The sequence below is a fragment of the Ruminococcus sp. 8Y-12 genome, from assembly GCF_058119865.1.
Map to the genome: position 1 here is coordinate 1,431,769 of NZ_CM176623.1, position 20,663 is coordinate 1,452,431.

Annotated in this window: 22 protein-coding genes; 21 read left to right on the forward strand and 1 reads right to left on the reverse strand. The window is 43.3% G+C overall.

Annotated features, from left to right (window positions below; genetic code table 11):
* The first annotated feature begins 177 nt into the window (after positions 1–177).
* The 19 genes from AC0THY_RS05225 to AC0THY_RS05315 all read left to right on the forward strand — a co-directional run bounded on the left by AC0THY_RS05225 (position 178) and on the right by AC0THY_RS05315 (position 17,370).
* Positions 178–618: a GatB/YqeY domain-containing protein gene (locus AC0THY_RS05225; protein ID WP_489993405.1), complete on the forward strand. Its 441-nt coding sequence runs from the start codon at positions 178–180 to the stop codon at positions 616–618.
* Between the two features lie 193 nt (positions 619–811).
* On the forward strand, positions 812–1,816 hold the full coding sequence (locus tag AC0THY_RS05230) for a substrate-binding domain-containing protein (protein WP_489993406.1): 1,005 nt from the start codon (positions 812–814) through the stop codon (positions 1,814–1,816).
* Between the two features lie 112 nt (positions 1,817–1,928).
* On the forward strand, positions 1,929–2,900 hold the full coding sequence (locus AC0THY_RS05235) for a helix-turn-helix domain-containing protein (RefSeq protein ID WP_489993407.1): 972 nt from the start codon (positions 1,929–1,931) through the stop codon (positions 2,898–2,900).
* Between the two features lie 148 nt (positions 2,901–3,048).
* A complete protein-coding gene (locus AC0THY_RS05240) occupies positions 3,049–4,080 on the forward strand; it encodes an ArsR/SmtB family transcription factor (protein ID WP_489993408.1) in 1,032 nt (343 codons plus the stop codon).
* A 201-nt stretch (positions 4,081–4,281) separates the two neighbouring features.
* A complete protein-coding gene (locus AC0THY_RS05245) occupies positions 4,282–5,937 on the forward strand; it encodes an ABC transporter ATP-binding protein (protein WP_489993409.1) in 1,656 nt (551 codons plus the stop codon).
* Positions 5,938–6,033: 96 nt separating this feature from the next.
* Positions 6,034–6,528, forward strand: coding sequence for a MarR family winged helix-turn-helix transcriptional regulator (locus AC0THY_RS05250; protein WP_489993410.1), 495 nt, complete (start codon positions 6,034–6,036; stop codon positions 6,526–6,528).
* Between the two features lie 86 nt (positions 6,529–6,614).
* Positions 6,615–7,790, forward strand: a complete 1,176-nt coding sequence (locus AC0THY_RS05255; RefSeq protein ID WP_489993411.1) for an ArsA family ATPase — start codon at positions 6,615–6,617, stop codon at positions 7,788–7,790.
* Positions 7,791–7,794: 4 nt separating this feature from the next.
* Entirely contained in the window at positions 7,795–8,010 is a 216-nt protein-coding gene (locus AC0THY_RS05260; protein ID WP_489993412.1) for a hypothetical protein, read from the forward strand.
* A gap of 19 nt (positions 8,011–8,029) precedes the next feature.
* On the forward strand, positions 8,030–9,190 hold the full coding sequence (locus AC0THY_RS05265; protein WP_489993413.1) for an ArsA family ATPase: 1,161 nt from the start codon (positions 8,030–8,032) through the stop codon (positions 9,188–9,190).
* Between the two features lie 149 nt (positions 9,191–9,339).
* Positions 9,340–10,497 (forward strand): 23S rRNA (uracil(1939)-C(5))-methyltransferase RlmD, encoded by a 1,158-nt coding sequence (gene rlmD / locus AC0THY_RS05270; protein ID WP_489993414.1) that lies wholly within the window; start codon positions 9,340–9,342, stop codon positions 10,495–10,497.
* 336 nt (positions 10,498–10,833) lie between these two features.
* The gene (locus tag AC0THY_RS05275) at positions 10,834–11,388 is read left to right on the forward strand and encodes a hypothetical protein (RefSeq protein WP_489993415.1); all 555 of its coding nucleotides are present in this window, start codon (positions 10,834–10,836) and stop codon (positions 11,386–11,388) included.
* Between the two features lie 290 nt (positions 11,389–11,678).
* The gene (locus tag AC0THY_RS05280) at positions 11,679–12,155 is read left to right on the forward strand and encodes a GNAT family N-acetyltransferase (protein WP_489993416.1); all 477 of its coding nucleotides are present in this window, start codon (positions 11,679–11,681) and stop codon (positions 12,153–12,155) included.
* A 23-nt stretch (positions 12,156–12,178) separates the two neighbouring features.
* Positions 12,179–12,397 carry a hypothetical protein gene (locus AC0THY_RS05285; RefSeq protein WP_489993417.1) on the forward strand — a complete coding sequence of 73 codons (219 nt, stop codon included), beginning with the start codon at positions 12,179–12,181 and terminating at the stop codon, positions 12,395–12,397.
* A 105-nt stretch (positions 12,398–12,502) separates the two neighbouring features.
* The gene (locus AC0THY_RS05290; protein ID WP_489993418.1) at positions 12,503–12,961 is read left to right on the forward strand and encodes a hypothetical protein; all 459 of its coding nucleotides are present in this window, start codon (positions 12,503–12,505) and stop codon (positions 12,959–12,961) included.
* Positions 12,962–13,301: 340 nt separating this feature from the next.
* A complete protein-coding gene (locus AC0THY_RS05295) occupies positions 13,302–13,568 on the forward strand; it encodes a leucine-rich repeat protein (protein WP_489994148.1) in 267 nt (88 codons plus the stop codon).
* 618 nt (positions 13,569–14,186) lie between these two features.
* On the forward strand, positions 14,187–14,603 hold the full coding sequence (locus tag AC0THY_RS05300; protein WP_489993419.1) for a YjdF family protein: 417 nt from the start codon (positions 14,187–14,189) through the stop codon (positions 14,601–14,603).
* A gap of 334 nt (positions 14,604–14,937) precedes the next feature.
* Positions 14,938–15,183 (forward strand): DUF3781 domain-containing protein, encoded by a 246-nt coding sequence (locus AC0THY_RS05305; RefSeq protein WP_489993420.1) that lies wholly within the window; start codon positions 14,938–14,940, stop codon positions 15,181–15,183.
* A 224-nt stretch (positions 15,184–15,407) separates the two neighbouring features.
* Complete coding sequence (locus AC0THY_RS05310; RefSeq protein ID WP_489993421.1) at positions 15,408–15,830, forward strand: DUF3788 domain-containing protein; 423 nt, start codon at positions 15,408–15,410, stop codon at positions 15,828–15,830.
* A 133-nt stretch (positions 15,831–15,963) separates the two neighbouring features.
* The gene (locus AC0THY_RS05315; protein WP_489993422.1) at positions 15,964–17,370 is read left to right on the forward strand and encodes an MATE family efflux transporter; all 1,407 of its coding nucleotides are present in this window, start codon (positions 15,964–15,966) and stop codon (positions 17,368–17,370) included.
* 6 nt (positions 17,371–17,376) lie between these two features.
* Here the strand turns inward: AC0THY_RS05315 and AC0THY_RS05320 are convergent, their stop codons facing one another.
* Complete coding sequence (locus tag AC0THY_RS05320; RefSeq protein WP_489993423.1) at positions 17,377–18,987, reverse strand: sensor domain-containing diguanylate cyclase; 1,611 nt, start codon at positions 18,985–18,987, stop codon at positions 17,377–17,379.
* Positions 18,988–19,216: 229 nt separating this feature from the next.
* Between AC0THY_RS05320 and AC0THY_RS05325 the strand changes: the two genes are divergently transcribed.
* Entirely contained in the window at positions 19,217–19,951 is a 735-nt protein-coding gene (locus tag AC0THY_RS05325; RefSeq protein WP_489993424.1) for a class I SAM-dependent methyltransferase, read from the forward strand.
* A 26-nt stretch (positions 19,952–19,977) separates the two neighbouring features.
* Entirely contained in the window at positions 19,978–20,652 is a 675-nt protein-coding gene (locus AC0THY_RS05330; RefSeq protein WP_489993425.1) for a FadR/GntR family transcriptional regulator, read from the forward strand.
* Positions 20,653–20,663 lie beyond the last annotated feature (11 nt).

The following is a 20,663-nucleotide window of genomic DNA, read 5'->3' on the forward strand; positions in this document are numbered from 1 at the left end:
CTTATTTGAAAAGCATTCTGTATGGGAGAGAGAATGCCTGCAAGTTGCATTTTGCAATGGAATATAGTAAGATGTTTTGTAGTTATTCATCAGGTCTGCGCATTTACGATGTTTTTATGTCCCTGTGGAATAATCAGGCAGCGGAACTGGAAAAATAAAATCAGGAGGTTTGTAAAAATGGAACTGGAAGTATTGAGAAAAGATATGATTGCAGCCATGAAGGCAAAAGACAAGGCACGCAAGGATTCGATTTCCTCACTGATCGAGGCAGTCAAAAAGGTAGCGATTGACGAAGGATGCCGTGACAATATACCTTCGGATATGGTAGACCGTGTAATCTTAAAGGAAATGAAGACCGTGAAGGAACAGATCGATACCTGTCCGGACTCCAGGGAGGACCTGAAGGCAGAGTATCAGGCACGTTATGACGTGATCAAAGAGTATGCTCCAACTCTGATGTCTGAGGAGGAAGTCAGAGCCTATATAATGGATAAGTTCGCCGAGGTGGCATCCACAAAGAATAAAGGACAGATCATGAAAGCCGTGATGGCTGACTTAAAAGGCAAAGCGGACGGTAAAGTGATCAATCAGGTAGTGAGCAGTCTGTGCAGCCAGTAATAGGCTGCGCCTGCGTTTTTCAGTAAGCAAGCGTTGTTATGTCTACTTAAATACCTAAAAAAATCACACTTAGATGTAGAAAAACCATCTGCCGAATTCACAACGGATTTCGTATAATAGTATTGACTAGAAGGAACGGAAGACAGGCAGAATTCAGAGGATTTTGCCAGCGCTGCAGAAGGGGGCGGATGGTATGAAAAAATGGAACTGGACAGGATGGTTAGGTGTGGTTGTTTTATGTGTGACGGCTCTTGCAGGGTGCGGAACACATAAGACAGAGGCTTCGGTATCTGTAATGGAGGTAAAGGAAGTGAAACCGGCGAATGCCACGGGACGGAAGTTTGGTTGGTCTGTATATACCCTTGACAATCAGTTCTTCAAAAGAATGGATACTTCTGTGGAGGAAAAGGCCGAGGAGCTTGGGATTACACTTCTGATGCACGACCAAAACAGTGATCCGGACGAGATGGTTAAGGGATGTAAGAGCCTCATCAGCCAGGATGTGGAGGCATTGCTGGTTTCCCCTTGTAACCCGGAGAGGATGCCGGAGATAATTGATCTTGCCCACGAAAAAAAGATTCCTGTTGTGATCGTCGATATCGGTGACGGGGGCGGAGATAAGGATGCAATTATAGTCTCTGACTGCTATACGGGCGGAGAAGAGGTGGGAAACTACGCGGTTAACCTCCTGAGAGATAAGCAGATTACCGGAAAAGAGATGGCGATTGTAAAATGTGAGGAGACTGCGGTGTATGCCAGGCGCAGAGGCGAAGGCTTTACAGAAGCGGTGGAAGCAGCAGGCTATCAGATCATAGCGGAAGAAACCGGGGACTCCAGGGAAGATCTGGGTTACGAGAAGGCGAAAAGGATTCTGGAAGGACATCCGGATGTGGCAGTTATCTTTGCAGAGAATGATATGATGGCTCTGGGCGTGGCCCAGGCAGTGAAAGAGGCGGGCAGTGAAGCATTAGTTTTTGGATTTGACGGAAATCAGCTGGCAGTCAATGCCATCATAGAGGGCAGGATGCATGGAACCATGCTTCAGGACTCAGAGGCAATGGGCAGAAAGGGCGTGGAGATCGCAAATCAGCTGGCAGACGGCAAGACACTGACCTATGATGATCCGGAAACAAAAGAATTTTACGTGAACGGATACATGATGGGGGAGGACAGCGATTTGGTGGATGAGACAGAATAGCGGGCGCAGATATGCCCTGAGGGGTCACAGCAGAAAGCACAGGAGATAGGATAAAACGGTCAAAGAAGGGCAGAACTGCCTGGAACATAAGGAAAGGCGGTAGAAAGCAAAAGTGAGGGAGACAAAAAAGGATTCCCTGGTTATGGTTTCTTCCGAACAGCAAAAGGCGCCTGCGCGCAGTAATGTTATATTGCCGCAGACGCTTTTGCGCTATAGCAGGGAAATTGCGGATCAATCCTACGTAATCCGCGATCTGCACCAGCTGTCGGAGAAGCTTCCGGAGGATGAAAATATCTATATTTTAAGCCACAATGTAACGGAAGATTTTCCAAAACACAGGCATGGCTACTATGAGATGAACTATGTGTACCAGGGCGATCTGGTGAATGTGATTGACGGAAACGAGATCTATATGTCAGAAGGCCAGCTGGCGATTGTAAATCCCAGAGGGGTGCAAAGCCTGCGCTGTCTGGGAGGGGAAACGTTGATTTTGAACTTCTGCCTGCACAGGGAATGCTTTGACCGGACCCTGAAGGCCTTCTATGAGGACAGGAATCCTGTGTCTGATTTTCTGAGGGATGCGCACAAAAATAAGAGAAACTATATGTTCTTTTCCATGGAACACGATGTGCAGGCCCAGTCCATTGTATCCAATATTATTCAGGAGTATGCAGATGCAAGGTTCCACCAGTCCTATGCTCTGGAGGCCCTTTTTATTCTGCTGTTTACTCATTTAGTGCGTACCGGAGAGTACAGCTACTACGGAATGGACGAGCAGGCTCTGAGAACAGTGCAATACATAAAGGAAAAATGTCTGTCTGCCAGTATTGCGCAGATTGCGTCGCAGCTGGGATACAATCCCAGCTATCTGGCAGTTTATGTCAAAAAGCATACTGGCAGGAACTGTCGGGATATTTTGCAGGAGGCCAGGCTGAAGGAAGCATTGAGGCAGTTGGCGGAGACAGACTACGATATTTATGATATCGCGGAGAACTGCGGTTACTCAAGTCCAAGTCATTTCTTTCGGATCTTTCGGGAAAAGTTTGGACTGACGCCTGGGGAATACAGAAAAAGTTTGTGGTGAGGAAGTTTTTGGTCAAATCTTAAAATCTGTCTGGATTTTTAGACGTATTATCAGTATAATTGGAAGCATGATATCAATCTACGCATTTAAAGATGTGATCGTATTCTATTAAATTACCGAACGTGGATTGCAACAACGGAGGTATTTCATGGGTATCATAGTGAAAAAAGAACTGGACCCTATTTTTGAGACCTTTTCACTGCTCTGTCTGGCAGATATGGAGGATTGGCGGGGGGAATCAATCAAGCAGCTTGCCGAGTACGGGCTGGGCGGAGAGGTTTTCTTCCAGAAGCATTTCAAGATAGTTGAAAAGTATATCAAAACTTTTCAGAAGCATAAGGTGGACACGCCGCAAGAGGAGTTTCTCTGTCACGGTGAGTCAGAGACAATGTTTATACTTCTCATGGCTCTTGCCACTGAGAACAGGGAATATCTTCACCAACCCGAGGCAGCGGACTTCATGAAGCTTCGGAGGTTGATAGCGTACTGTCTGGTTGATCCGGAGATGGAGCCTCAGATAAAATCAGAAAAGGATCTGCCGGATTTGTCGGACGACAGCAGTCTGTTGAAATGGATGGACAAGGCAGATATTAAGGTGGAAGATAAATGGTATGTGCTTGATATGCTGCGGAGACCTGACTATTGGTTTACGGGACTCATGGAGATGATAAGACGGAATCTTCCTGCATTTGAGAGGGCGAGGGAGGCTGTATACAAGCCGTTAGAGAAGCTGCTTCAGAATAAAGGGCTTGATGGAAATAACAGATTTACCAAAATTACGGAGACCTATATACACAGCCAGGAATTTTACGCTTCCCTGGCTATACCGATGATACATGTCACCTTTCTGTCCTATGGCTATCAGGGTGTATTGATCACTTACCTGGATGCCGGAAAAACAGCAAGAAGCTACCCAAAGGAGTGGGTAATCCGACAGGCCAAGGCGCTTAGCGATAAGAGCAAGCTAGATATACTTTGCGAGCTGAAGCGCGCCAGAAAATTCAACCTTGAATTGGCAGAAAGCCTGGGATTGTCCCCATCCACAGTGTCCCATCATATGAATTCACTGCTCATCTGCGATTTTGTCACTGTGGAAAAGAGAGACGGAAAAGTTTACTACTGTCTGCAGAAAGAAAGTATACGTGGTTTTTTAAATGGAGTGGAGGAGATGCTTTTATAGCATCTCTCTTTTTCTATTGAGAAAACAATCCTGCGCCGGAAAAGGTTTGCGAAAATCTGAACCTCATATCAACATGCAGATCAAATATAATTTGATATACATAAAATATATTTGACTTTGATAAAATTATATGATATTTTACAAATGTAAAATAAATTTGATGTACATGAAATATACTGATCTCAAACAAGGAGGATTTTCATGAAGCTTTTTAGAACCAAGGAACGTTTCCTTTTACTGGGGGCTATCCTGGTGGGAGGAGTGACGGCGGTATTGTCTGCATTTATCTCTATTTTAATTCAGAAGGTTATCGATATAGCCATTGCAGGTGATATACAGGGATTTAGCACACATCTAATAATTATGCTGGCATATCTTGCCGCTCTTGGAATAACCGGCTTTCTCGAAGCCATTCTGGGGAAACTGCTTGTACGCAATGTGACGCGACATCTGCGTGATGACATTTTCTGCGGAGTTTTAAAACGCAGCCCTGTTACATATGCATCGCAAAATACGGCAGATTATCTGTCCGCACTTGTCAATGATGTCAAGCTGATTGAAGAAAATTACCTCATTCCGCTTTTACTCTGCTCTCAGATGGCAGTGATGTTTTTAGCTTCGCTGGGGATACTACTATGGCTAAGTCCATTAGTTACCGTTATTTTGCTGGGCTTTCTGGTACTTCTGTTTGCTGTACCTGCACTTTTCGGCAAAAAGCTTCAAAATCGTCAGGATGCCTATTCACTGCAATTATCCGTGTTTACTGGAGCAGCCAAGGACTTTTTTAACGGATATGAAGTGATACGCGGATATTCGGCCTACAAATTTATACGCAGCCGATTTCTACACATCAGCAAAGAGACTGTTGATAAAAAATATTCAGCCGACAAACTGATGGCTGTAAACGAATGCTTCTCAGATATTTTTTCATCACTTACAATCATTGTGATTGTATTTGTATCAGCGTGGCAGCTCATGCAGGGAAAGGTAACCATGGGAACACTGCTGGCGCTGATTCAGCTAAGCGGAACCTTTGTCACCCCAATTGTACTGTTTTTACAGAATTTTCCTAAAATACAGGGGATAAAGCCCATATTGGAACATTTAGGAAAGCTTACAGGGTATACAGATAGGCATGCGGAGGAGAGTTTTTCTGGGGTTAGGTATGAGGTTAGTCCTGTTGTTTTTCGCGACAGCATGGTATGTTCAGGACTCACCTATGGGTATTCAAAAGACCAGCAGATTTTGAAAAATGAAAGCTTTTGCTTTCAAGCCGGAAAAAAGTATGCGGTGACCGGGCCCAGCGGCTGCGGAAAATCTACATTGATCAAGCTTCTCAGCGGTTATTCAAAAGATTTTGAGGGAGAAATTTCTGTGGATGGAAGATCTATAAAAGAGATGGGACAGCAGGAGATAAACAGCCTGATCGCAGTGATTCACCAGAATGTATTTCTCTTTGATACGGATATCAGAGACAATATCTGTCTGGGACAGAGCTTTTCTCAGCAGCAGATAGAGGAAGCTTTGCGTGAAAGCGGATTATGGGATTTCATATCAGCGCTTAAGGATGGGATAAATACAAACGTAGGGGAGAACGGACAGCTTTTCTCCGGTGGTCAGAGACAGCGGATTGCTTTGGCCAGGGCGCTTATCCGCAGGACTCCCGTATTGATTTTGGACGAGGGCACCTCGGCCATTGACAAGGAGGCAGCATTTGAGATTGAACAGAACCTGCTCTCAAGAAAGGATCTGACGCTAATCACAATCACACATCATATGGATAAACGGTTAAAAGGATATTATGATGAAATTATCCAATTAAAACCGATTAGCAATCACCCAAGGTCTACACAATAATAACCAGTACAGGGAGGATGAAGGTTGACATTTTACACGCAAAGGTTTATACTGTAAATACTTCGAGAGGGGAAGTAAATTGAGGAGATGAGAAACATGAATCCGGGAATCAAGGAACTTGAGCAGGGGATTTTTGAATATATTGATAAATTTAAACTTCTTGTGTCTCCCCAGACCTGGGAGAATGTGTTAATGGACTGTTCTAAAAACGAAGTCTTTGTGATGCTCCTGCTGTACCGGAGAGATGAGGCGAACATGACTCAGATAGCCGAGTATATCCAGGTGCCGCTCAATACTGCCACCGGCATTGTGGCACGAATGGAGAAGAAGGAACTTTTGCAACGTCGGCGCAGTGAAGAGGATAAGCGGGTGGTGACCATCCGGATCACGGATACCGGACTGGCCTGTGTGAAAAGCATACTCAGCGAATTTTTGCACTATGGGCAGATTATTTTAAACAAGCTCACAGCGGAGGAGCTTAAGATGGGGATGCAGATTCTGGAGAAAATTTTTGCTGCCCTTGATGAAGAGTATGCAAAAGCTCAGAAACCTTTAGAGGATAAGAAAATACGAAAAATTCCCATAGATTAAAAAAACGGAGATGGCATCTCCATTTTTTTAGATAAATACTTCGAATACCGAATTATTCAAATCAAGAAATAAAAGGAGGCAGATTTATGAGCAGAATACTTATATTCACAGGCAAAGGCGGTGTTGGCAAGACGAGTGTAGCGGCGGCCCATGCCAGACTGTCAGCCCGGGAGGGGAAGAAAACATTATTGTTCAGTTCTGACATGGCGCATAATCTCAGCGATTTGTTTGAGCAAAAAATAGGACGTCAGGAGACAAGGCTTTCAGAAAATCTCTATGCACTTGAGGCAGACCCAGACTATATGATGGAGCATGATTATGCGTATATGGTGCGGGCAGTCGTAAATATGTTGAGTTCTACCGGAACAGACACCGATATTCTGGATAAGGGATTAAAGTTTCCTGGCATGGATGAGATGTTTTCTTTGCTGAAAATCCTTGATCTCTATGAGAGCCGCAAGTATGAACGGATCGTGATTGACTGTGCACCAACCGGAGAGACGCTGGCACTTTTGAAGTTTCCGGAACTTCTATGCTGGTATATGGAAAAGTTTTTCCCTGTAGGCAAGCTTGCTATGCGTGTGCTGTCGCCTGTGTCAAAGAAGCTGTTTAAGGTTCAGCTGCCGGATCAGGCCGCTATGACGGACATTGAAAAGCTCTATGTCCGTTTAATTGCCCTCCAGGAGCTTTTGAAAGACAGAGATACCGTTTCGGTGAGAATCGTGACTATGCCGGAAAAAATGGTGGTGGAGGAGACTAAACGTAATTATATGTACCTGAATCTTTATGGCTATTATGTGGATGGCGTATATGTCAACCGTATGCTGCCGCCTTCTCTGCACAATCCTTTTTTTACTCAGTGGATGGAAATGCAGAAGAAATATAGGGAGGAGCTGGCGGATATTTTTCAGGGGATTCCTCAGTTGGAGATTCCCTGGTATGAGCGCGACCTGTGCGGTACGGACTCTTTAGACCGCATGTGTGATGAGGTACTGAGTGGCCAGAGAGTATTCGAGGTCCGAGAACATAAGGCTGGGGAAATGTACGAAAAAACGGAGACAGGATATACCATGCGGGTTTTTGTACCTTGTTTAAAGAAGGAGCAGTTGGATCTTTACCAGTCCGGTACAGATATTATTCTAAAAGCAGGTAATTTTAAAAGAAATATCGCCTTACCCAATATTCTTCGTGATTATGTGATTACAGGAGCAAAAATAAAAGACCAGAACGTGGAAATTCTGTTTGCACTGACAGGGAGGTAAAAAAATGAAACGAGAATTTGTGGAAAATATGATAAAAGCGAAAAAGTATGAAGCTCAGGCGTTTGCCAGTCTATTTCCGGAATCTGTAAAGCCTCACATCCAGGTGATCCAAAAGGAATTGTCTGAGATGGTAAAGGAATGCCTGTTTTCAGGATCAAAGCATGATGATAAAAATACAGGTGAGCAGAACAGCCGAGTTAATAAGATTAAAATAGATTGATGAAAGAGAGGAAGCACATATGCGTATTATATTTTATACAGGAAAGGGCGGAGTGGGAAAGACGAGTATTGCGGCGTCTACAGCCTGTAAGCTGGCAAAGGAAGGGAAGAAGGTTATGGTGATGAGCACTGACCAGGCCCATAGTCTGGGAGATTCACTGGCCGTTACTTTGGACTGTGAGCCGAAGCTGGTGGCAAAAGATCTGTACGCCATGGAGATCGATACCGTGGCAGAAAGTGAAAAAGCCTGGGGCAAGCTTCACGGCTATATGAAGGAACTGCTAACCAGCCATGCACAAAATGGTCTTGAAGCAGAGGAGATCCTGGTGTTTCCGGGACTGGAGGAATTGTTTTCGCTGTTCAAAATCCTGGATATTTATGAAGAGAATATTTATGATGTGCTGATTGTGGACTGTGCTCCAACAGGGGAAACACTGTCATTGCTTAAATTTCCTGAGCAGTTCGGCAGTTTCCTCTCAACTGTGCTTCCGGTAGAGCGGAAACTGGTAAAATATACAGGACCGGCAGTGCAGAAGCTTACCAAAATACCAATGCCCAGTGACGATGTTTTTGAGGAGCTCACATATCTCGTAGACAAGCTGGAAAGGATGCAGGCTCTGATGGATAACAAAGATGCCGTCAGCCTGCGGATTGTGACAACACCGGAGAAAATAGTAATACGTGAGGCAAAACACAATTTTACCTGTCTCCATCTATATGGCTATCAGGTGGATGCCGTGATTGTAAACCGGATCTATCCACAGCAGGCTCTGGAGGGATACTTCAACAAATGGATCGGTCTTCAGGAGGAAGGACTGGTGGAAATATATGAAAGCTTCAGAGACATACCTGTATTTACCCTGGAACTGCAAAGCAGGGAACTCTTAGGAATTCCGGCGCTCACAGCAGCCGCGCAGTTGGTTTACGAAAACAGGGACCCCATGGAAATCTTTTTCAAAGATCAGATCATGTATGTGGAAAAAGAAGAGGATGAATGGATATTGAAACTCTCCCTGCCTTTTGCACAAAAGGATGAAATGGAGCTTGCATTTCATGGAGATGAGCTGATCTTAAACATAAAGAATGAAAAAAGACGCTTTCTGGTGCCCGACAGTCTCAAGGGAAGAGACGTGACCGGCGCAAAATTTGAGGATGGTTGGCTGCGGGTGCGTTTTTCCTGATCGAAGCGCATACACTAAGAAATCTGCTCCTACAACAAACTGCTTTTTGTATTTATTGTAAGTAAGCGTAGGATTTGATAGAATATATAGAGTACTTTACGCAAAAGAAAGAGTAAAGGGCATAATTATGGAGAAACGAGGAATTACTAATGGATGAAAAACAGCAGAGATTTTGCGCCAATGCGAAGAAATGTGGAGGGTGTCAGTATCAGGGTGTCCCATATCAGGAACAATTGAAGAAAAAACAGAAGCAGGTGGAGGCTCTGCTGAAGAAATTCGTTAAGATCAGTCCGATCATCGGTATGGAGGAACCTTATTTTTACCGAAATAAGGTGCACGCCGTTTTTGACCGTGACCGGAAGGGAAATATTATCTCCGGAATCTATGAAGCCAAGTCACACAGGGTAGTGCCCATCGATGAATGTCTGATAGAGGATGAAAAAAGCCAGGAGATTATACGCACTATTCGCAAGATGCTCAAATCCTTTAAAATCAAGACCTACGATGAGGATACAGGGTACGGCTTGCTGCGCCACGTACTCGTCCGCAGAGGCTTTCGCACGGATGAGGTTATGGTGGTTCTTGTCATAGGCTCACCTATTTTCCCATCCAAAAATAATTTTGTTAAGGCCCTGCGCAGGGTCCACCCTGAAATCAGCACCGTGGTATTAAACATCAACGACAGGCACACGAGTATGGTTCTGGGTGAGAGGGAAATTGTTATTTATGGGAAAGGTTTCATCAGAGATACCCTTTGCGGCCGCACGTTCCGTATTTCACCAAAGTCCTTTTACCAGGTCAATCCCGTACAAACGGAAGTACTTTATAACGAGGCTGTCCGTTTTGCGGGACTTACCGGCAGGGAGCGTGTGATTGACGCTTACTGCGGCATTGGCACCATCAGCCTCATTGCTGCCTCAAAAGCAAAAGAAGTGATCGGTGTAGAACTTAATAAAGACGCGGTGCGCGATGCCAGGATTAACGCCCGCGAAAACAAAATCACCAACGTACAGTTCCGCCAGGGCGATGCGGGGCAATTTATGGAGGCTATGGCCGCCGCAGGCGAACGTGCAGACGTGGTATTTATGGACCCGCCCCGCGCAGGGAGCGATGAGAAATTCCTCTCCTCCCTCATAAAGCTGTGCCCGGGTAAGGTGGTATATATTTCGTGCAATCCAGAAACGCTTGCGCGGGATTTGGAGTATCTTACGAAAAAAGGGTATGGGGTGAAGAGAGTGCAGCCGGTGGATATGTTTAGTTTTACCGTTCATGTTGAGACCGCCGTGTTGCTGACTCGGAAAGCTTGATTATAGGCAGGTTTGCGGGATTATATGAGGAAAATGGAGTTGTGTTTTAACGAGAAAAGAGATGGATAAGTTTCCCCGAACGCAAGGTGGGGTAAATATTCTGACAGGGTTTTGCCCGTGGTTTTTAGAAAAATGATACCACGGCGCAAAACCCTTACTTTTTAGCAAAAGTTATACAATTTGGGAAAACTGATACTCTGTGACAAAAAGACTGACATTAGCTTATTTGAAGCCAAAAAGCAGACTAAAAAAGACTCTTGTTATGGACGCGTCATCTTAAGTATAGTAAACTAAACTCATTGAGAAAGTTGAAGTTAAAGAGCGGAGAATAAGGAAATGGCTTTTTCAGAAAAACTTAAGAGTGAAATAGAACTTTATTGTAACAATCATTTAGCGACAGATTCATGGTACGAGAATGAAGTTTCTTTTATTCAGGATATGGAGCTAAAGAATCGTATTATTGCAGAGTTTAAAGCAATTAGATTTGCATATAAACTTTACGAGGGAATAGAAGCGATTGATGAAAATTTAATATTTGAGGTACGAAATCAGATACTTGCCTATGCGTCAATTTATGAAGCTGTAATAGAAAATGTATTAAGTACATATTATTCAAATACTACGGAGTTTGATTCTTTAATGCATCATGTTGTACCAATAAAGATTTCAATTCCAGAAAATATGCAACATATATTGCAGGAGGCATTATCACATGACGGAAAGATAATCGTACCATTCTATTATGATAGAAAGAAGAAAGAAAAACCTCAAGTTAGGTTTGATGATAAATGTAGAACTGCGGAAAGTTTAGGATTGATTCATAAAATTTTAAATAATGACGCAGTGGAAGTGGATTTGCCGTCTGAAATAATTGAAATATACTCATTATGAAAGGAAATATGCGAGATGTATCTACATTGAATCAATTATTAGTGCTTACGAATCTAGAAAGTTATAATGCAGCTTTGATTAATCAGGGAAAGAGTCAATAAAAACGTATGGAATTGCTTCGGCGGTTGGCGGTACAGCAGTTGCAGAGACTAGAAAGGGTAAGTTTAAATAATTTACCCATATTAGAAGCTAGTCCACAGAAAAGCTAAAATATCTTAGTATAAGAGAAAACGCAAATTATATTTAAACAAAAATATGGTACATGAGAGAACAATGGGAGGGAAATATTTATGGAATGGAAAAAACTATTAACACAAACTCGGCCGATTATTGTAAGAAAATTTGGGGGAAATAAAAAAGAATATATGGACTTGCTGTTGCTGGCCGATGAACAGGAAGATATGATAGATAAATATCTTGAGCGTGGTGAAATGTTTGTCTTAGAAAACGATGGCATAAAAGGCGAATGCGTAGTCACTAAAGAAGCAGACAGCGTCTATGAGATTAAAAATATTGCGGTTTTGCCTGACTGCCAACGAAATGGCTATGGGAAAAGTATGATAGATTTTGTGTTTTCTTATTATACCGATTGTCAGACAATGCTTGTCGGAACAGGGGATGTCCCTTCAGCACTTAGTTTTTATCAGAAATGCGGATTTGTAGAATCACATCGAATAAAAAACTTTTTTACGGATAACTATGACCATCCTATGTTTGAAGATGGAAAACAACTTATTGACATGGTCTATCTAAAAAGGGTACGGTAACATAGAATTTGCAGGAGACGGTAATGGACTACAAAATCAGAACAATATTAGCGGAAGAAGATAGTTTGCTTAAAGATTTTTTGTACAAAGCTATTTTTGTGCTGGAGGGAGTGCCAGCCCCCCCAAAAACAATTATTAATCAGCCGGAATTGCAGGTATATATAGCCGAGAAAAGCTATAACAAAAGATATCAGGCAAGCTTTATGGAAAATAGTGAGTTTGTTTTCGGCAGCATGGTTTAGAAGCGTTTATGGAACAACAGAAAGAAAAAGATACCTGTTTAAATTGTGCCGGCATTATTTCCATTCACGGAAAGGAATGCAGCGAGTGCCAGGAAAAGATGGGAAATGAAAGGAACAGAGGCGATAAATATGGAATGGTTTAATGTGTTCGGATTGCTTTTTATTGCGGTGGTTATGATACCCAATATTATCTTTGCGATTAAGTGTAAAGATGGTTTTTTAAACAAATGGGAAAATAAATATGTTGAGGTAATAGAACAAATCGGACGATTTGGCTGTTTTGGATTTATGATAATAAATATTCCGGGGACATGGTTTGGCTGGTGGTCTGATAAAGGATTTGCAGTATATCTTATTGTGGATATAATATTAGTAATGCTCTACTGTACTATTTGGATTGTCTGCTTTAAGAAAAACAGCGTTTTTAGAGCATTGGCGCTTTCAGTTATTCCCTCAGTTTTGTTTCTTTTTAGTGGAATTATGAGTAGGTCGGTGCTGTTAATTATAGCTTCCGTATTATTTGGCCCAAGTCATATTTTGATTTCATATAGAAATGCAATATGAGACTTGCACCCTCCAACTTGAATCCATTCCTAAGAAAAAAAGGAAAGGAATTGAACATCCGCCTCTATCTGGAAACAGTAGTGACCAAGATGCTGGACCACGAAAATGAGCCCCGATAGTATCCTGGAGGAACTGATGCCATGGTCAGAAGCAATGCAGCAATCCTGTAGTTTGAATAATGGTATGGTATGAATTTTTTAAAGGATAATGAATTCAGAAAAATCAATACGCTATTTTATGCAGCGCTTACCTGCTATCAAAGCCGGTTAAGAAAAACCTCACCAGCGCGACTATTCCGGCAACAATAAAAATACAGGGACACATCTATAAAGTTACATCAATATCCGATAAAGCATTTTATAAAAATAAAAAGCTCAGTATAGTTACGATTGGAAAAAATGTAATATCAATCGGAAAGAATGTCTTTAACGGATGTGTGAAATTGAAAAGCATTACTGTGAAAAGCAGTAATGTGAAGAAGGTTGGGAAGGGAACATTTAAGAACACCCATAAAAAGGCGGTGATCAAGGTGCCGAAGAAACAGCTTAAGAAATATCGGCGGTTTTTCGGGAATAAAGGGCAGGCAAAGACTGTTAAAATTAAATAAATACATGGAGTAACGGTACCCTGATAGTAAGACGCAGAAAAAGAGTCTGTGCTTCATTATCAGGGTACTTAATTGTATGAAATAAAAAAGGAATATGAAAAAGGTAGGTTAACTCAGTCCATGTCGCGGTGATTGCTGGGATAATGTAATATATGAATTCTTTTTGCCATAAGAAGAAAGAACTGAGGTACACCTTGGAATTTGACAAAGTATATTTCCAAAGAAGACTTGTTTAAAAGATTACTCTTACCATGGACGGTTTAATGAAAATGTAGTAAACTGATTTTACCAGGAAATAAAGTTTGGAGAAATATAGGCAGCTATTATTAGCACAACGGCTGTTTTAAACATGATGGGATACTGTGGTGCCAGAAGAAGCGGCCGGTACAGTTTTTTTATGTTGCAGTGCGAAAGATTCATGAACATCAAAAACAGAGATAGTCCAGTCGAAAGACTTGATTATAAAACAAAAGCAGAGATAAAAACGCAACGCACATTCTCGGATGTGCCAGAGCCGGTAGGTAGCCCGGCCGTCCTGTAATGGTTTACAGGGTAAGTAACCTGCCCCTCCGGGTTGTCCGTTCTTTGCTCATTTCAATCAATGAAGGAGGGATTGTCATGGGCAATGTAAGTATCAAATTAACGGTGTATTTTGAGGAGCCATTCTGGGTAGGTGTTTTTGAGCATACCTTTGATGGGAAGCTCTCTGCGGCAAAGGTGACGTTTGGGGCAGAGCCCAAGGATTACGAGGTACAGGAGTTTATTTCAAGACACTATAAGGATTTGCGGTACAGTCCGGCTGTGGCAACTGTTGTGAAGGAATCAAAGAAAAATCCCAAAAGAATGCAGCGAGATGTGAGAAAGCAGTTGCAAAATGCTGGAATCGGGACAAAATCTCAACAGGCTTTGAAATTACAGCAGGAGCAGGACAAACAGGAGCGTAAGTCTAAGAGCCGGGAGCAGAAACAGGCAGAAGCTGAGCGGATGTTTGAACTGAAACAGCAAAAGAAAAAGGAGAAGCATCGGGGAAGATAGAGTACCAGCTGGAATACTTTGAAAAATCATGGTGGGCATCAGCCGTTAAACGGGCTGGTGCTTTTTTGTATCATAGGAAAGTCCTTCGGAATTCCCTATGATATAAAAAGCCCTCCGGGCGGGATTCTTTTTCATGTTCCTATTACATACCGTGGTTAATGTCATAATGATACTTGTCCATCTGTAAGTGCTACGGTATAATATATCTACACGTATATCTCGGTACCCTGATTGCCATACCGTTCCAAAGGGATAGATAGGCAATTTCCAATAAAGGCAGGGGGATTTTTACTTGAAATGAAAATAATCTGTCACAGCAGGAGATAGAAATAGAATGATTGAAAATAATGAATTATTGAAAAATTTAGATAAACTACACACCACCGAATTGGGTGAAGAGCGTATAAAAAGAAATCTATCTTTAGATACAGCCTATGTGATTGAGTGGTGCAAGCGTAGAATTTATTCTAAGGATGCCCAGATTACCAGGAGCGGTAAAAATTGGTACATTAATACAGACGGATGTATTATTACAGTAAATGCCAAAAGCTATACTATTATCACAGCACATAAACATTAAGAGATAATTTATGCGCAGTTGCATTTAAGATAGCGCTGTCTACAGTTTCCTGAATCAGCGGTGAGATGGAACCAAACATGACACATAGCTGGCATATTTATTCTGCTAAACTAACACTGTAAGATTCAGGGCGGTGAAAAAGAGACGGAAAAGTCAAGCGGTGGTATTGGAAGGATAAGAATTACCCTGAAAAATAGGGAAATAGAGGAGAATATTAAGACGTTATGATTGATATAAAGGATATGAGCTACATCCCATCATTAGGGGAAATAGGTAAGTATATTGGCATACCGTTATTTGAGGCATTTTGTCAATACATGGATGAGGAGTATAAGGCAGTCTGCAGAATAGAGTATAGTAAGGATGTTTGGGCGCGCGGCTGGAATGTGAAATTTAAAAAGGCGGGAAAGTCTCTGTGTGTAGTTTACCCAAAGGAAAAGTACTTTACCGTGCTGGTTGTGGTAGGTAATAAGGAGAGGGAACGCGTAGAAAATCTTTTGCCGCAGATGTCCGAAGAAATACGGGAGTTGTACCAAACTACGAAAGAGGGGAATGGGCAGAGATGGCTGATGATTGATATCCACGTTGACAATCGAGTGTATCAGGAGGTTTTACGTCTTATTCGTATTCGGAGAGAAAAGGAATAATGGTTTCATTGGAATTAGAAAATTCCATAAAGCGTTTCAAGAGGCGTTCACAAGTTACCCCTGGGGTATGGCGATTATGCTGTATGGTAGCTTTTGGATGCCTTTTCGCAGCTGGAAACGGAGAGGAAAGAGTATGAGAAACAATATGACACAAGGGAGTATTGTGAAGACTTTGGTACTGTTTACAGTTCCTCTGATCTTGAGCGGCCTGCTTCAGCAGATCTTTAATTGGGTGGATGCTTTTATAGTGGGGAATGTGGAGGGAGAATTGGCTCTTGCAGGGATCGGGGCAACTACCTCTATATACAATCTGTTTATTGCGGTGATTACAGGTTTCACCTCCGGGATCTCCGTTCTCGCTGCACAGCAGTTTGGAATGGGGGAAGAGCATGAGGTAAAGAAAACTCTATCTACATTCGTGGTATTGCTTGGAGGCATCTTCCTGGTGATCGCGCTTGGGGGGATTTTGTTTACAAATTCCATTTTGCTCCTTTTGGATACGCCGGAAAATATCTTTGGAACCGCCAAAGAGTACATTCAGATTTTGTTTGCGGGTATTCCTTTTTTAGCTGTCTACAATATATACTCTGCAGTCCTGAGAGGGATGGGTGACAGCAAAGCGCCGTTTTTATCCGTTCTTGTATGTTCCGGAGTGAATGTGATTTTAGACCTTATTTTTGTGGTTGCACTGCGGTATGGTGCAGCGGGAGCGGCTGCAGCAACCGTTATTTCCCAGAGCGTAATGACCATTTTTATTGTTGCATATGCAGTAAAAAGATACCGTCATCTGAGATTTCGTTTAAATGGGAAAACTATTGAAAAGACCATCATAGCCAGAGGCGCCAGATTTAGTCTTCCCCCTGCAGTACAGGCTGGAACAAGTTCTGTGGGAAATCTTCTCCTGCAGCGGTTTATGAATGGTTTTGGGGAGCAGACCGTGGCAGCGATTACAACTGCTTACAGGGTAGACTCGGTTATTATACTCCCGATAGTAAACTTTGGATCTGGGATTGCCACTGTGGCTGCGCAGAATATCGGAGCCGGAGACCATGAGAGGGCAAAAAAGACGTTGAAAGCGGGGATGCTGATGATTGCCATTGTTTCTCTGTGCCTTACAGCCCTGGTTCTTTTGGCAGGGGGGAAGTTAATCGCCATGTTTGGACTGACACGTGAATCTGTAGAGATAGGAAAATCTTTCTTCCGCGCAATCGCCAGCTGTTACATAGTCTACGGTCTGGCTATGGCTGTGAGAGGTTTTCTTGAGGGAACTGGGGACATGCTTTTTTCCGGGATCGCAGGGATAGTGTCTCTGGGGGTCAGGATAGCGGCATCCTACGTGTTTGCTGCGAGATTCGGGAACATGGTGATAGCTTATGCGGAGGCATTTTCGTGGGTAGTGCTGCTTGCTGTTTATATCTGCCGCTTTTATGTTCAGACGAGGCACCAGCGAAAAGTGCAGAGGCGTTTTAATTCGCCAAAAGAGAGAAAAAGTGCAGCATCTTCTGATGCTCCAGAGACTTCCGCCAAAACTCAGGTATAGATATGCCTAATGGACAGAGGCGCTGGCGAATCCTCCATTGTGCGTTGGTTTTGCCTTATACAGGGCAGCGTCCGCCGCCTTGGCAAGAGCCGTATAGGTATCCCCCGAGCGGGCAACTACCGCGCCGGCTGACATGGTGATTCCAGGCATGTGTCTCTTGGCAGCTTCGCTTGCCAGAGTGCTGTTAATGTCATCAATAATTTTTTTAGCTACAGAGTAATCGCTTGTTCCCGCCACAAAGATGGAGAACTCATCTCCATGCAGACGGGAGGCAAGATCTACGGTACGGATTCGGCCGATAATCATCTGCGCACACAGTTTAATAACCTCATCGCCCATAGTGTGCCCGTAGTTGTCGTTAACTGTCTTAAAGTGGTCACCATCCATCATGATGAGTATGCTGCTCTCATCCGGAGCCATAGTCTCCAGAAAATCAGTCACTTTCTTGCGGAAGGATTTAATATTCATCATGCCTGTAAGGTCATCGATGGCAGCAGCCTTCTGGGCTGCAGATAAAGCAAGCTCCAATCTTTTTTGAGTCTGCCCAAGCTCAATGTAGGCGGCCTCCAGCTCACGGTTTTTCTGCCCCTTGCTGATCCGGTCCAGGATATAGATCAGTAAAAGATCTAAAGCTAAAAGAGGGAGCAGCCAGATTTGAACGCTGTCCATTAACATGGACCAAAAAGGAACCAAAATAAGAAAATTATACTGGTCACTGCAGAGCAGATATCCATAATAAGGCTTGTTTCCCACTTTCACATACGTGGCTTTTTCAGGTTGATTGGTCAGGACGGACAGTCCATGATCAAAGCGTTTGCGGAAAGTGAGAAATGCGTTTGTGGAATCCACTTGCTCTAGCAGTTTTGCGCGCTGTTCATCAGCTGCATCTGATGCCTGTTCAAGTGAGACCTGCGCTTTTACCAGACTGTTTTGGGTTTCCGATATGGAGGCGGATAAACTTTTGCCAAGGTAGTCTGTGTCTGTGCTTCCGATAATCGTGCCATTGTTATCAAAGATCATCATCTCTTCGGAGGAATAATCTTGAAGAGAGGCAACCAGCTTCTGAATATCTCCCATTTTAATATCATAGGCAAACACAGTCTTTCCGTCCGGTTGGAGTTGGGAGATAGTGGAGAGAATGTAGTGGTTGGCATAGCTCATATAGGGGGGAGTAAAAACAATTTTACCGTCCCCTTCTACTGCGTCCTTGTACCACGGCCGTTCGGTAGCAACGTATCCTGTGCTTTCATATTCTGAAAAGGGCGTATCCCAGCTATACAGATAGCGCTCTTTATAATACATATAAAGTCCATCAAATGTATCCCCCTCTATGGCAAACATTTGAGAGTCCAGCTCTTTAAGAGAATCCCAGATGTCATCCGGTTCCGGGTTATTCTCAATTTCCCTGGAAAGTATATTGGCAAATAGCCGGAAAGAGTGGGTATAATTTTGCATGACCTCCTCTGTTTTGTTTTTGTAGTTCTGCGCGTGGGCAGACAGACTGCTGTTAATAAAATAGTTTTCCCTTTCAACCAGCAGCAGAACAGCGATCAGATTAACTATTAGAAAAATCGCGGGAAACCAACGGCTCATTTTCCAATTCCGTATGTTTCTCATAGTAAAATCCCCCAAAGTAAAGTGATAAAAGCCTTTATGGAGGTGTCTGCATCAGCGGACATATCCGTTTACTATATTATCACATGGATGTCACATCACTCAATAGTATTTTTGAAAATGTAACAAAAGTAGTATGGCAGGGATGTGTATGCGCTTGTATTTGAGACAGGCGTGATATATACTAACCTTATGGCTCTGGCAATATATCAGAAGCGAGGAGGACATTAACGTGAAAGAAAATAAATACGATGATGAGAGATTTTTTGTAAAGTACAGTGAGATGGACCGGTCACAGAAAGGCCTGGAGGGGGCGGGGGAGTGGTCAGAGCTGCAGAAGCTGCTGCCTTCGTTTGACCAAAAGCGTGTCCTGGATCTGGGATGCGGATACGGCTGGCACTGTATTTATGCAGCACAAAATGGGGCCAAGTCTGTGCTTGGCATTGATATCTCAGAAAGGATGCTGGCTGAAGCCCGGAGAAAGAACACTCATCCCCAAATAGAATATGTCTGCAGTGCTATGGAAGATCTGAGATTTGAGGAGAACTCCTTTGATGTTGTAATCAGTTCTCTGGCCTTTCACTATATAAAAGACTTCAAAGCTTTGGCCGAAAAAATCAGCAAATGGACCGGTTGCGGCGGGTATTTTGTATTCTCTGTGGAACATCCGGTTTTCACCTCTTATGGTTCTCAGGACTGGCATTATGATACAGATGGAAACATACTCCATTTCCCTGTGGACCGGTACTTTTATGAAGGGAAACGGGATGCCGTATTTTTGGGAGAGAAGGTTACAAAGTATCACAGGACATTGACCACCTACTTAAATACGCTGCTGCAAAATGGTTTTGAACTGCAGAATATTGTAGAACCTCAACCGCCTGAGAGTATGATGCACCTTCCGGGAATGGCGGATGAGATGCGCAGACCGATGATGCTGATTGTGAGAGCTATAAGAAGAGGGTGATGGAAATTAAAAAAGGAGAATACATCATGGGAAAACGTTTGTCGGAACAGACAGCGGACAACATACTGTCCATGATAGCAATAGATAAAAAATATAAGCCTGGGGAAAAGCTTCCTAATGAGAATGAGCTTTCTGAGATGCTGGGAGTGAGCCGTACCACACTTCGGGAGGCAGTGCGCATCCTGGCAGCGGGCCAGGTGGTAGAGATACAGAGGGGCAGAGGGACTTATGTGAGACCAGATTTCTCTGATCAGTCCATGGACAGACTTTCAGACTTGGCGACAGCAAAAGTGGGAGCCAGGGACCTGTATGAGATGCGTCTGATCTTTGAACCTGAGGCTGCATACTATGCGGCCCTCAGGGGAACAGAGGCGGAGATGCAGAAAATTTTCCTGCTGGGGGAGCAGATTGAACAACTGATTCAGGATGGAAAGGACCGGACAAAGGAAGAGCGGGAATTTCACAAAACCATAGCAAGGGCCACGCACAACGAGTTTATGAACCGGCTGATGCCTATCATATTTGCAGCCATTGACAAAGGGGTGATACTTTCTGAGGCAAAGAAGGAAGCTGTGGAGGATACCATTTCAGATCACAGGATGTTAATGCAGTTTCTGAAAAACAGAAATGCAGAGGGCGCCCGTTATGCGATGAAGATACATATCCTTCACGCCATTGACCAGCTGGATATAAAAAAATAGTGTGGAGAATA

Coding starts and splice junctions, on each gene's coding strand:
- AC0THY_RS05250 (WP_489993410.1), top strand. CDS start 6,034: ATGAATCCGGGAATCAAGGAACTTGAGCAGGGGATTTTTGAATATATT.
- AC0THY_RS05305 (WP_489993420.1), top strand. CDS start 14,938: ATGATTGAAAATAATGAATTATTGAAAAATTTAGATAAACTACACACC.
- AC0THY_RS05265 (WP_489993413.1), top strand. CDS start 8,030: ATGCGTATTATATTTTATACAGGAAAGGGCGGAGTGGGAAAGACGAGT.
- AC0THY_RS05280 (WP_489993416.1), top strand. CDS start 11,679: ATGGAATGGAAAAAACTATTAACACAAACTCGGCCGATTATTGTAAGA.
- AC0THY_RS05255 (WP_489993411.1), top strand. CDS start 6,615: ATGAGCAGAATACTTATATTCACAGGCAAAGGCGGTGTTGGCAAGACG.
- AC0THY_RS05315 (WP_489993422.1), top strand. CDS start 15,964: ATGAGAAACAATATGACACAAGGGAGTATTGTGAAGACTTTGGTACTG.
- rlmD (WP_489993414.1), top strand. CDS start 9,340: ATGGATGAAAAACAGCAGAGATTTTGCGCCAATGCGAAGAAATGTGGA.
- AC0THY_RS05275 (WP_489993415.1), top strand. CDS start 10,834: ATGGCTTTTTCAGAAAAACTTAAGAGTGAAATAGAACTTTATTGTAAC.
- AC0THY_RS05245 (WP_489993409.1), top strand. CDS start 4,282: ATGAAGCTTTTTAGAACCAAGGAACGTTTCCTTTTACTGGGGGCTATC.
- AC0THY_RS05320 (WP_489993423.1), bottom strand. CDS start 18,987: ATGAGAAACATACGGAATTGGAAAATGAGCCGTTGGTTTCCCGCGATT.
- AC0THY_RS05290 (WP_489993418.1), top strand. CDS start 12,503: ATGAAAGGAACAGAGGCGATAAATATGGAATGGTTTAATGTGTTCGGA.
- AC0THY_RS05310 (WP_489993421.1), top strand. CDS start 15,408: ATGATTGATATAAAGGATATGAGCTACATCCCATCATTAGGGGAAATA.
- AC0THY_RS05225 (WP_489993405.1), top strand. CDS start 178: ATGGAACTGGAAGTATTGAGAAAAGATATGATTGCAGCCATGAAGGCA.
- AC0THY_RS05230 (WP_489993406.1), top strand. CDS start 812: ATGAAAAAATGGAACTGGACAGGATGGTTAGGTGTGGTTGTTTTATGT.
- AC0THY_RS05260 (WP_489993412.1), top strand. CDS start 7,795: ATGAAACGAGAATTTGTGGAAAATATGATAAAAGCGAAAAAGTATGAA.
- AC0THY_RS05285 (WP_489993417.1), top strand. CDS start 12,179: ATGGACTACAAAATCAGAACAATATTAGCGGAAGAAGATAGTTTGCTT.
- AC0THY_RS05300 (WP_489993419.1), top strand. CDS start 14,187: ATGGGCAATGTAAGTATCAAATTAACGGTGTATTTTGAGGAGCCATTC.
- AC0THY_RS05240 (WP_489993408.1), top strand. CDS start 3,049: ATGGGTATCATAGTGAAAAAAGAACTGGACCCTATTTTTGAGACCTTT.
- AC0THY_RS05330 (WP_489993425.1), top strand. CDS start 19,978: ATGGGAAAACGTTTGTCGGAACAGACAGCGGACAACATACTGTCCATG.